This window comes from Dietzia sp. KRD202 (genome assembly GCF_017168155.1).
In the GTDB taxonomy this organism is placed as follows: domain Bacteria; phylum Actinomycetota; class Actinomycetes; order Mycobacteriales; family Mycobacteriaceae; genus Dietzia; species Dietzia kunjamensis.
The window spans coordinates 356,951-368,761 of record NZ_JABFAN010000016.1 but is presented as its reverse complement, the minus strand read 5'-3'; the positions used below and the strand labels follow the sequence as shown (position 1 = coordinate 368,761).

The 11,811-nt window shown below is 71.6% G+C and carries 9 protein-coding genes; all 9 read right to left on the bottom strand.

The window, feature by feature from the left end; all coding sequences use genetic code 11:
- A partial coding sequence (gene ftsW / locus J1M64_RS12360) for a putative lipid II flippase FtsW (protein WP_206474306.1) occupies positions 1-1,465 on the bottom strand: 1,465 nt, incomplete at its 3' end.
- A 4-nt stretch (positions 1,466-1,469) separates the two neighbouring features.
- Positions 1,470-2,978 carry a UDP-N-acetylmuramoyl-L-alanine--D-glutamate ligase gene (gene murD, locus J1M64_RS12355; protein ID WP_206474305.1) on the bottom strand — a complete coding sequence of 503 codons (1,509 nt, stop codon included), beginning with the start codon at positions 2,976-2,978 and terminating at the stop codon, positions 1,470-1,472.
- Positions 2,979-2,983: 5 nt separating this feature from the next.
- Positions 2,984-4,078, bottom strand: a complete 1,095-nt coding sequence (gene mraY / locus J1M64_RS12350) for a phospho-N-acetylmuramoyl-pentapeptide-transferase (RefSeq protein WP_206474304.1) — start codon at positions 4,076-4,078, stop codon at positions 2,984-2,986.
- A complete protein-coding gene (gene murF, locus J1M64_RS12345) occupies positions 4,075-5,580 on the bottom strand; it encodes a UDP-N-acetylmuramoyl-tripeptide--D-alanyl-D-alanine ligase (RefSeq protein WP_206474303.1) in 1,506 nt (501 codons plus the stop codon). Before murF ends, mraY begins: the two co-directional genes overlap by 4 nt.
- Entirely contained in the window at positions 5,577-7,136 is a 1,560-nt protein-coding gene (locus J1M64_RS12340; RefSeq protein ID WP_067713770.1) for a UDP-N-acetylmuramoyl-L-alanyl-D-glutamate--2,6-diaminopimelate ligase, read from the bottom strand. The genes murF and J1M64_RS12340 overlap by 4 nt, the downstream gene beginning before the upstream one ends.
- A gap of 75 nt (positions 7,137-7,211) precedes the next feature.
- Positions 7,212-9,110, bottom strand: coding sequence for a penicillin-binding protein 2 (locus J1M64_RS12335; RefSeq protein WP_067713767.1), 1,899 nt, complete (start codon positions 9,108-9,110; stop codon positions 7,212-7,214).
- Positions 9,111-9,139: 29 nt separating this feature from the next.
- Positions 9,140-9,871 (bottom strand): hypothetical protein, encoded by a 732-nt coding sequence (locus tag J1M64_RS12330; RefSeq protein WP_206474302.1) that lies wholly within the window; start codon positions 9,869-9,871, stop codon positions 9,140-9,142.
- Positions 9,868-10,890 carry a 16S rRNA (cytosine(1402)-N(4))-methyltransferase RsmH gene (gene rsmH, locus J1M64_RS12325; protein WP_206474301.1) on the bottom strand — a complete coding sequence of 341 codons (1,023 nt, stop codon included), beginning with the start codon at positions 10,888-10,890 and terminating at the stop codon, positions 9,868-9,870. The genes J1M64_RS12330 and rsmH overlap by 4 nt, the downstream gene beginning before the upstream one ends.
- A gap of 170 nt (positions 10,891-11,060) precedes the next feature.
- Positions 11,061-11,537 carry a division/cell wall cluster transcriptional repressor MraZ gene (locus tag J1M64_RS12320; RefSeq protein ID WP_206474300.1) on the bottom strand — a complete coding sequence of 159 codons (477 nt, stop codon included), beginning with the start codon at positions 11,535-11,537 and terminating at the stop codon, positions 11,061-11,063.
- Between the last annotated feature and the right edge of the window lie 274 nt (positions 11,538-11,811).

The window sequence follows — 11,811 nt, the reverse complement described above, 5'->3', positions numbered from 1 at the left end:
GGGCCGTACGGCGGGCGCCCGCGGACCTGTCGCGTGGGGCGGGACCGCCGGTCCGCGGCGGCTGCGGCCTGGTCACCGGGTCCCCGAACCGGCGGGTGCCGGCGCTGGACCGTCCGGGCGTGGCGGAGGCCGGGACCGGCCGCTCGGGCGTGTAGGGCCGCGGGTCGGGCAGCGCGAGCCAGCTGCGCCGGCGCCGCGACGGGGAGCTGAGGATCGCGGAGATGGCCTCCGGCTCGTGGCGGGCACAGTTGGCGAGCAGCCCGAGCGAGGTCAGGGTGACGACCGCCGACGTGCCGCCGTTGGAGATCAGGGGCAGCTGCAGACCCGTCACCGGCAGCAGGCCGACCACATAGCCGATGTTGATGAAGGCCTGGATGACGATCGTCGCGGTGACGGTGCCGGCGAGCAGGCGCCGGAACGGGTCTACCGACCGCAGCGCGACGCGCATGCCGACCCACCCGAGGGTGAGGTAGAGCGACACGACGACCGCGGCCCCGAACCAGCCCAGTTCCTCGCCGATGATCGCGAAGATGAAGTCGTTGGTGGCCTCGGGCAGGTAGAACCACTTGGCGCTGGACTGCCCCAGCCCGACGCCGAACAATCCGCCGTCGGCCAGCGAGAGCATGCCCTGGTACGACTGGTAGGCCGCGCCCTGGGGGTTGGAGAAATCTCCCCGGAAGGTGTCGAAGTAGGTCCGGATCCGCTCGAAGCGGTAGGCGAACGCCACGGCGAGTACGCCGAACACCACGACGCCGACCGCGATGACCCACACGAAGTGCCGGGTGGGGTACCCGGAGAACCACAGCACACACAGGAAGGCGATGGTCACCGCGGTGGCCATGCCCAGGTCGGGGGCGACGACGACGAGGACCGCCACGACGAGGTAGCCGACCACGGCCGGGAAGAGCAGATCGAGCCAGTACCCCGTGCGCATCCGCTTGGCGACCACCGAGCACGCCCAGAGGATGAAGGCGAACTTGGCGATCTCCGCGGGCTGGATCGAGAACAGCCCCAGGTCGATCCAGCCCTTCGACCCGTTGATCTCGGACCCGACCCCGGGGATCAGCACGGCCACGAGCAGTCCGATCGCGACCAGCAACAGCGGGAACGCCGCGGCCCGGACCAGCTCGATACGGACGCGCAGCGCGGTGACGAAGCCGACCCAGCCGATGAGGACGAAGAGCGCCTGGCGCAGGAAGATGTCGAACGGCGTGCCGCCGCCGGAGAAGGCGAGCACGTTGGAGCTGGACAGCACCATGCCCAATCCGATGACGGTGAGCAGGGCGGTGACCACCATGACCACGTGGTACGAGGTCAAAGGCGCGCGATTGATGGCGGCCAGGGGTGCGGCGATACGCCCGAGCAGGTCCGGTCGCGTCTCGGTGTCCGCGCGCTCGTGCTGTGACTTTTCACGCGCCGGCTTCTCACGCGCCGGCTTCTGGCGCGCTGCCTTGTCGGTTGCCATTGCCCTACCTCCCGGCCACGCGGCCCACGGCGAGGACGAAGCTGCGCCCGCGGTGACCGTAGTCGGTGAACATGTCCATCGACGCGGCCGCGGGGGCGAGCAACACGGTGTCGCCTCCGGTGGCCATCCGTGCGGCCTCGGCGACCGCCCGGTCCATCGTCTGCTGCGGCTCGTCGGGACCCGCGGCATCGTCATCGTCTCCCGAGGCCAGCTCCACGACGGGCACCGCCGGCGCGTGTCGGGCCAATGCCTCGGCGATCCGCCCACGGTCGCGGCCGATGAGGACCACGCCGCGCAGCACGCCCGAGACCTCGGCGACCAGCGGCTCCACGTCGGCGCCCTTGAGCAGGCCCCCGGCGATCCACACCATCGTCCCGCCCGCGAGCAGCGAGGTCCGGGCGGCGTGGGGGTTGGTGGCCTTCGAGTCGTCCACGTAGGCGACCCCGTCGATCGTGTCGACCGGCTCCGCGCGATGGGCGCCCACGGTGAAGCCCCGCAGGGCCGCGGCCACGTGCTCGGGTCGCGCGCCCACGGAGAGGGCGACGGCCGAGGCGGCGAGCGCGTCGAGCACGCCCGCGGGCCCGGCCGGGCGGACGTCGGCTGCGGGCAGCAGCGCCACCTCGTCGTCGTCACCACCGCCGATCCGCGCGGTGAGAACGCCGTCGACGACGCCACACTCCCCCGGACCGGGCGCACCGAGGCGCACCCCGATCGCGGTCGGGGCGGGCGCGGCGGCGAGCAGGCGCGCGGCGATCTCGTCGTCGGCGCCGGCCACGGCCACGCGGCCGGTGAGGACACGGGCCTTGGCCTCGGCGTAGGCCTCCATGGAGCCGTGCCAGTCGAGGTGGTCCTCGGCGACGTTGAGCACCACCCCGACGTCCGGGCGGCAACTCGGCGCCCAGTGCAGTTGGAAGCTGGACAGCTCGGCCGCCAGCACGTCGACGCGGGGCTCGGCCAGGAGGACGTCCGTCACCGGCAGCCCGATGTTCCCGCAGGCGCGCGCGGCCATCCCGGCCTCCAGGCAGATGGCCTCGAGCATCGAGGTGGTGGTGGTCTTGCCGTTGGTGCCGGTCACCGCGAGCCAGGTGCGTCGCGGCCCGAACAGTTCGGCGGCGTCGGCCCGCCAGGCCAGTTCGACATCACCCCACACCGGAACCCCGGCATCGGCGGCTGCCAGCAGCAGCGGCGAGTCCGGCCGCCAGCCCGGGCTCGTAATGACGAGGTCGACACGGCACGGACCATCGGATCCGTCGAGGAGCTCGGCCGCGCGGGCGAGGTCGACGCCCGCACACCCGATGTCGTCGGGCAGCGCCTCTCGGAGTCGTGAGATGGCCTCGGGACGGGAGTCGGCGACGACCGGCTCGGCGCCCAGCGCGTGGAGGATGCGGACCGCGCCCGGGCCGGACACGCCCGCGCCCAGGACCAGCACGCGGGAGCCGGTCAGCTCGCGCACGTCGGGACCGGCGTCGGCCGCCGTGCCGGCGGTACCTGCGGTGTGGGTCGTGTCGGTCATGTCGGTCATCCCGTCGAGCTCGCGAGCCAGTCGCCGTAGAACAGTGCGATCGCCAGACCACAGGAGATCGCGACGAGCAGCCAGAACCGGATGGTCACCGTGGTCTCGGCCCAGCCGCCGTTCTCGAAGTGGTGGTGGATGGGGGTCATCCGGAACGGTCGACGCCCGGTGGTGCGGAAGGCGGCCACCTGGATGAGCACCGAGACGAACTCGATGACGAACACGGCGCCCACGACCACCATGAGCAGCTCGGTGCGAGAGACCACGGACACGCCCGCGACGATGCCGCCGAGGAACATCGACCCGGTGTCCCCCATGAAGATCTTGGCCGGGGCCGCGTTCCACCACAGGAAGCCCAGGCAGGCGCCGAGCGCCGCCGAGCAGACCACCGCGATGTCGAGGGGGTCACGGACCTGGTAGCAGCCCGACAGGTCGACGCCCTCCGCGGTGGAGAAGCAGGAGTAGCGGAACTGCCAGAAGGTGAACACCACGTAGGTGCCCATCACCATCGCCATGGAGCCGGCGGCCAGCCCGTCCAGGCCGTCGGTGAAGTTAACCGCGTTGGACCAGCCGTAGACGAGGACGACGATGAAGATCAGGAAGACGACGACGGGGAAGCTCACCGCGACGAAGTCCCGCACGTAGCTCAACGACGTGCTGGCGGGGGTGAGCCCGTCGTTGTTGCGGAACTGCAGCACGAGGATGCCGAACGCGAGGGCCGCGAGGACCTGGCCGGCGGTCTTGGACAGGATGCCCAGGCCCTTGTTGTGGCGCTTGAAGACCTTGAGTCCGTCGTCGACCATCCCCACCACCGCCAGCGCGGTGGCCAGGCCGAGCACGAGCACGCCCGAGGCGGTGAACCCGCCCCCGCCGACCGTGACCTGGCCGATCACCCCGGCGACGATGTATCCGAGCCACACCGCGGCGAGGATCGCGACACCACCCATGTTGGGCGTGCCGCGCTTGCTCATGTGGGACTGCGGTCCCTCGAGCCGGATCTCCTGGCCGTAGCCCTTGCGCCGGAAATAGATGATGAGCAGGGGTGTGAGGAAGATGCTCACGACGAAGGCGACGATGCCTGCGATCATGATCTGGGTCATGACTGGTTCTCCTCACCACGCGACGCGAGCAGATGCTCGGCGACGCTCCACAAACCGACTGCCGCAGAGGCCTTGACCAGGACGATGTCGCCGGGCTCCACGCGCTCGTCCAGGATCGCCACGGCCTCCTCGGCGGTGGCGACGTGCTCCGCCTCGGAACCCCACGAGCCCTCCTGGATCGCGCCCTGGAACATCGCCCGCTGGGGGCGGCCCAGGCCCACGACCACGAGCTGGGACACGTCCAGGCGGACGAGGAAACGCCCGAGCAGGTCGTGCTCGGTGACCGCGTCCTCGCCGAGTTCGGCCATCTCCCCCAGCACCGCCCAGGTCCGCCGGTGGCCGCCGCCGGAGCGGGCCATGACGGCCAGGGACTTCAGCGCGGCCCGCATCGAATCGGGGTTGGCGTTGTACGAGTCGTTGATGACGGTGACGCCGTCGGCGGTCATCCGCACGTCCATCCTTCGGACGGACGCGGCCTCGGCGGTGCCCAGGGCCGCGGCCACCTGCTCGACCGACATCCCGCACGCGAGACCCACCGCGGCCGCCGACAGGGCGTTGCCCACCTGGTGCTCCCCGTGCACACGGAGCGCCACATCGGCCTCACCCCGCGGGGTGACCAGACGGAAGGAGGCGCGTACCTCGTCGTCGAGCCGTACCCGCTCCGCACGGACGTCCGCGGCTCCCTCCACCCCCACGGACACCACCTCGGCGGCGGTACGTCCGGCCATGGCCCGGACCCGCTCGTCGTCGGCGTTGAGGACGGCCACCCCGCCGTGGGCGGCGTCCGGGAGGGCCTCGACGAGTTCGCCCTTGGTGGCGGCGATGACCTCTCGCGAGCCGAACTCGCCGAGGTGTGCGGTACCGACGTTGAGCACGACGCCGATCCGCGGCGGTGCCAGGGCCGCCAGCTCGCGGATGTTCCCGGGCGCACGTGCACTGAGTTCCAGGACGAGGAAGTCGGTGCCGGAGTCGGCCCGCAGCGCGGTCCAGGGGTGCCCGATCTCGTTGTTGAACGATCCGGGTGGCGCGACGACCGTGCCGGCCGCCGACAGCACGGCGCCGATGAGGTCCTTGGTGCTGGTCTTGCCGGACGAGCCGGTCACCCCCACCACGACCAGACCGTGGTCGGCGACCAGCCGGTCGACACTCGCGCGGGCGAGGGCGCCGAGCGCGGCGAGCACCGACGCGCCGGAGCCGTCCGTGTCCGCGGCGAGCGCCATGGCGTTGGTCTGCCTCCGGTCGACCGCGGGCACGACGATCTGCGCGCCGTCCGCCCCGTCCACCTCGTGGGCGACGAGTGCCGCGGCGGCCCCGGCGTCGAGGGCGCGGGCGACGTAGTCGTGACCGTCGACGCGCTCCCCGGGCAGGGCCAGGAACAGCCCGCCCTCCCCGATCCGGCGGGAGTCGAACTCCACGGAACCGGTGACGGCCGACGCGGGGTCTCCACCGACCAACCGACCGCCGACTATCCCGGCGATCTCGCCGAGGGTGAGGTCGATCATGGTGCGTTGTCCTCCGTCTCGCCCGTGGGGGCGGCGTATCCGAGTCGTCTGATGAGTTCTTCGGCGGCTCTGGTGCGGTCGTCGAACGGGAACACGGTCCCGTTCCTCTCCTGACCGGTCTCGTGGCCCTTGCCGGCGATCACGACGACGTCCCCGGTGCGGGCCCAGTCGATCGCCGTGGCGATCGCCGCTCCCCGGTCACCGACCTCCTCGATCAGGGTGTCGTCACCGGCGGCGGACTCGGCGCCCGCGAGGACCGCCGCGCGGATCTCGGCCGGGTCCTCGCTGCGCGGGTTGTCGTCGGTGACCACGACCAGGTCGGCGACCTCGGCGGCGGCGGCGCCCATGAGCGGGCGTTTACCCGGATCGCGGTCGCCACCGGCACCGAGGACCACGGCGATGCGGCCCTCGGTCTGCGCGCGGACGGACCGGAGCACCGCCGCGACCGCGCCGGGCTTGTGGGCGTAGTCGACGAGCACCCGGAAGTCCTGGCCCCGCTCGACGGGCTCGAGCCGTCCGGGGACCCGGACGCGGGCCAGACCGGCCGCCGCGCCTGCCACGTCCGAACCGAGGGCATCGACGACCGCCAGGGCCACCAGTGCGTTGGCGACGTTGAACCGGCCGAGCAGCGGTAGTTCGACGTCGGCGGTCAGCCCGCGGGGGCCGTGCACGGTGAAGGTCTGGGTGCCGCGCTCGGTGGTCGCGGACTCCCCCGCCGTCCAGTCCGCGTCGGCCCCGGGTTCGGCGGAGACCGTGACCGCGTCCGGCCGCATCCCGAGCAGTCTCCGGCCCCAGTCGTCGTCCACCACGACGACGGCCCGCTCGGCGGGGCGGACCGCGGACCCCGGGTCGGCCTCGGCGTCGAACAGCCGGCACTTGGCACGGAAGTAGTCGTCCATGCTCGGATGGAAATCCAGGTGGTCCTGGGTCAGGTTGAGGAAGGCACCCACGGCGAACCTGGTGCCGTCCACGCGCCCGAGCCGCAGGGCGTGGCTGGAGACCTCGGCCGCGACCGCGCGGGCCCCCTCATCCCTCATCCGGGCCAGGAGGGCCTGGAACTCGGGGGCCTCGGGGGTCGTGAGGCGACTCGGCAGCGCCCGACCGTCGACCCGGCTCCCGGTGGTGCCGATGAGGCCCGCGACATGGCCGCCGCCTTCGAGCGCGGCTTCGACGAGGTAGGAGGTGGTGGTCTTGCCGGACGTCCCGGTGATCCCCACGACGTCGAGGGCGGCGGAGGGGTCTCCCGCGACCGCCGCGGACACCGCGCCGAGGACGGATCGGGGGTCCGGATGCACGAGGACGGGGACCCGGTCGGCCACGGCGGCCATCATCTCGAGCCCCTCGGGGTCGGTGAGCACGGCGTCGGCGCCCGCCTCGATCGCGGTGGCACCGAACGAGGCGCCGTGGACCCGCGTGCCGGGCAGTGCCGCGAAGAGGATCCCGGGGCCGCAGTCCTGTGCGCGGATCGTTGCACCCACGAGGTCGTCACCACCCCGGGTCCTGTCGCCGAGAAGGGTGGCCCGCACCGCGTCTGCCAGCTCTCGCGCTGTCGTCATCGCCTGTCCTCGCCCCGCCTTCCTTGCTCGCTACCCTCCCGTGAACCCGCTACACGCTACCCTGCCGGGCGCTGATCACCGCGCCTGCAGGACCAGTTCCGGCGCGGGGGCGGACGGCGGGATGTTGTCGCGATTGACCAGCCACGATGCGATGTCGTGGAAGAGCGGGGCCGCGGAGGCCCCGAGCACGCCGCGCGAGGGGGCGTCGAGCATGATCGCGATCACATACCGTGGGTCGTCGGCGGGCAGGATGCCGGAGAAGGTGATCCAGTAGCGCGAGTTGGAGTAGCAGGAGCACCCGGGGTCGATCTGCTGCGCGGTGCCGGTCTTGCCACTGATCTGGTAGCCGGCGACCGCGGCCTGCGGGCCGGTGCCCCCGGACTGCACGACCGAGCGGAACATGTCCCGCACCGTGCGGGCGGTCTCGGTGCTGATGACCCGCTCACCTTCGGGACGCTCGGTCTCGGTGCGCTCGCCGTCGGGGCCGACGCGCTCGGCGACGATCCGCGGCGGCACGCGGACACCGTCGTTGGCGATGGTCTGGTAAATGCCCGCCATCTGCAGGGTGGTCATGGACAGGCCCTGCCCGATGGGCAGGTTGGCGAAGGTGCCGCCCTGCCAGTTCTGCAGGTCGGGCACCAGACCCTCGGACTCCCCGGCGAGTTCGATCCCCGAGCGCTGGCCGAGGCCGAACTTGTCGAGGTACTCGGAGAACGGCTCCTTGCCCACCCGCTGGGCGAGCATGAGTGTGCCGACGTTGGAGGACTTCCCGAAGATGCCGGTGGTGGTGTACGGGGTGGGGCCGTGCTGCCACGCGTCCGAGACGGTGACACCTTCCATCCGGATGCTGCCGTCCACGGAGTGGACCTCGTTCGGATCGGTCAGCCCCGCCTCGATCGCGGCGGCGGCGGTGATGATCTTCTGCACGGAGCCCGGTTCGAACGGCGAGGTGATCGCCGGGTTGCCCAGGTCCGCCCCCCGCTCGAGCTCGGCACCGACCCCGACGGCCGGGTTGAACGTGTTGTCGTTGGCCATCGCGCGGACCTCACCGGTGCGCGCGTCGAGCACGACGGCGGACGCGGTCTCGGCTCCGGAGGTGTCCTTGGCGGTCTGGATGGCCTTCTGCACGTGCCACTGCAGGTCCGCGTCCAGGGTGAGGCGGATGGTGTCGCCGTCGCGCGGCTCGGTCACGTTGCGCAGGGTGCCCGGGATGACGGTGTTGTCCTGGGCCCGGTCGAACGTCTGCCGTCCGTCCTCCCCGTCCAGTTCGTCGTTGAAGTGCGCCTCGATGCCCTGGAGTCCGATCAACTTGCCCTCGTCGCTCTTCGTCGTCGCACCAACGACGTTCGCGGCGAGCGCGCCCCCCGGGTACTCACGGATGTCGACGCGCTCGGCCCCGATCATGGGGTACTCGCGGGTGATGGCGTTGGCCAGCGTGACGTCGACGTTGCGGACGAGGTAGGTGAAGCCGCCCTCCGAGGTGAGTTTGGCCTCGATCTCGTCGCGGTCGACGGCGTCACCGAGCACGGTCTCGAACTCGTCGGCGATCTCCTCGACCAGTTCGTCCCAGGTGGGCTTGGTGCTGTCGAGTTCCCGTCGCGCCTCGGCGTTGCGCTGTTCGACCAGCGGCTGGATCGACAGGTCGCGGGCCTCGCGGGTGAACGCGATGGGGTCGCCGTTGAGGTCGACGATCGCTCCCCGCGTGGCGGGCAGGACCTCGTGGACCTGGCGTTGGCTCTCGGCGCGGGCCGCGAGCTCCGTTCCCCCGAGGGTCTGCACCCAGAAGAGCTTGACCAGCGCGATGACCATGATCATCGCGAAGGCGGAGCGCATGAAGGTGAAGCGTCGCTCGGTCGCCGAGGCGGTGAGGACCCTGCCGAACCGGTTCGGTGGCCGTCCGGCTCCCGGCGCGGTGCCGCGCGGGGCGCCCGAGGGGACCCGGGCGCCCGTTCCCGGGCTGCGTCGTTCGGTCATCTCCAGCGGGCCTTTCGGGGTTCGGGTGTCTAGAAGAGCTGTCCGGGCACCGGGGCGAGGGTCGCGGCGTCCTCACCGGGCGGTGCCGGAGCCGGCGGGACGAGGTCGGGCGCGGGGTCCGCCTGTGGGGGGTAGGGAACGGGGGCGACCCCGCGGGGCGTGCGGTCCTGGGGCGCCTGCGCGGGCGGTGCGTCGAATCCGTCCCGGTCGGACGACCTCGACGGTCCGGACGCTACCGGAGCGGGCTGCAGCGGCTTGATCGGCGCGCCGAGTTTCGCCTCGGGCTCGCCGACGATCTCGAGCACGCCGTCCGATCCCCTGGTCAGGATGGGTGCGCTGGCGACTCCGACCATGCCGAGCTTCTCCGCGCGCTGCGCCAGCACCTCGGCGGACCGGGCGCGTTCGTTGGACGCCTGCAGGGCCTCCATCCGTTCCACCAACTCCACGTTGGCGTCGCGGGCGTTCTTGAGGTCGTAGGTGTCCTGGGTGGTCTGCGCGGACAGCAGGAGGGTGCCGCCCACCCCCGCGCCGATGAGCAGGAGGAGGACGACGACGAAGGGAACCCTCGCGGCGAGCTCGGCGGGACTCAGACGTTCCGCCGGGACGACCACGGTCCGGCGGCCGCGCACCGAGCGGGTGACGGGCTTGCGTCGGAGGCCGACGGGTCGTCCCGCGGGTGCGGGCGCGCCGACACCCGGTGTCGTCGCCGGGCGGGTGTCGAGCCCACCGGCGGTGCCGGGCGTGTCGATCGTGCTCGTCATGGGGTTCTCCCGTCGATACGCCGGACACATCGCACGCGCACCGAGGCCGAGCGCGCGTTGTGGTCGATCTCCTCCTGTGAGGCCTTCTCCGCTCCCCTGGTGACCGCCTCGAACTCGGGGCCGTGGCCGGGGAGCTCCACGGGCAGGCCCGCCGGCGTCCGCGATGCGGTGCGCGTGGCCAGCTCGCGCTTGACGATCTTGTCCTCGAGGGAGTGGTAGGACATGAACACCGCACGGCCGCCGAGGCGGAGCAGGTCCAGGTATCCGGGCACCGCGTTCTCCACGGCCTCCAGCTCGGCGTTGACCTCGATGCGCAGGGCCTGGAACACGCGTTTGCCCGGGTGTCCGCCGGTCCGGCGGGCACCCTGCGGGATGGTGTCGTAGAGCAGCTCGACGAGTTGGGAGCTGGTCACGACGGGGTCGGTGTCCCGGCGGCGGACGATCGCCGCGGCGATCTGTCGCGCGAATCGCTCCTCGCCGTAGACGCGCAGGACGCGGGCGAGGTCGTCACGCGGGTAGTCGGCCAGGATGTCGGCCGCGGTGGGGCCGGTGGTGGGGTCCATCCTCATGTCGAGCGGGGAGTCGACCGAATACGCGAAACCTCGCTCGGCCACATCGAGCTGCATGGAGGAGACACCGAAGTCGAGCAGGATCCCGTCGATCGCGGGGCCCGCCTCGTCCCGGGACTCCCCGGGCAGGGCCGCCACGACGCGGTCGAAATCGTCGAAGCGGGCGTGAACCGGCGTGAACCGGTCGCGGTAGGCCGTGAGTCGACGGGTCGCCATCTCGAGGGCCTCGGGGTCGCGGTCGACACCGAGGATGCGCAACTCACCGAACTCGGCCAGCAGGTGGGAGGAATGCCCCCCGAGCCCGAGGGTCCCGTCCACGATGACGGGGACGCGACCGTCCTGCTCGGCCGCCTCGACGACGGGCCGGAAGAGCTCGATCGTCCGCTCGAGGAAGACGGGTATGTGCCCGGAGCGCGTGGCGTCGCGGTCGGCGTCGGACTCGTCTGCCATCTCGCCTCCTCGCGTCCGGAAGTCGTCGGTGCTCCGGTTGTGGTGGAGCCCCCTGGTCCCCGTCCGGTACCCACCTGGCGTTGGGGAAGTACGTCAGGGTGGTGCCGGGCAGGGGCCGGGGGGCTCCGTCCGTCGTGCTCTCGCTTGCTCGTGTCCGTCCTCTCCCCGGATCAGAATTCGATCCCGAGCGAGGTGCCCTCCATCTCGGAGAACACGGGTAGGTTCTCCTCGCTGTAGCGGTCCCACGCCTCGGCGTCCCAGACCTCGAGACGCTCCCCGAGGCCGTTGACGACGCAGTCCTTGTCCAGACCCGCGTAGTTCCGCTGACTCGCCGGGATGGAGATCCGTCCCTGCGAGTCCAGTTGTTGGACTTCCGCGCCGCTCACCAGGAGCCGGAAGAACGCCATGTGCCTCTCGCTGAGGTTGGCGGTCGGCCGGACCTTTCTGACCAGCGCGTCGAACTCGCCCTCAGGGAAGACCGAGAGCGTGTTGGTGAACCACCCACACACCACCACCCCGTCCGCCAGGCCTGGCCTGAATCTGGCGGGGATCGTCAGCCGCCCCTTGTCATCGAGCTTGGGACGGTGTGTCCCGTACCCGACGAAGGCTCGTTCACGTCCGGAGTCGACGAGATCGGTGTCGGTCACACGCCACCTCCTGGGGTCCAGGCCCATCGAGCTCCTTGCGTGCCCCACTCTACCCCACAACGCCCCACAAACAAGGCCTGCGCCCCACTTCGCCCCACTGTCTCACATCACCGCAGTTCAGTGGCCGTAGACGCCCTGCCGTCGCCGTCCCGACACCGGATCAACGGCCCGGAGAGCGCCCACTTCCGCGGTTCTCTTGGGACTCATGTGACTCGAGACGGCTCTCGTGGCAGCCGAGCCGGCCCCTGTGGGGAGATGTGGGGCGGAGGGGTGG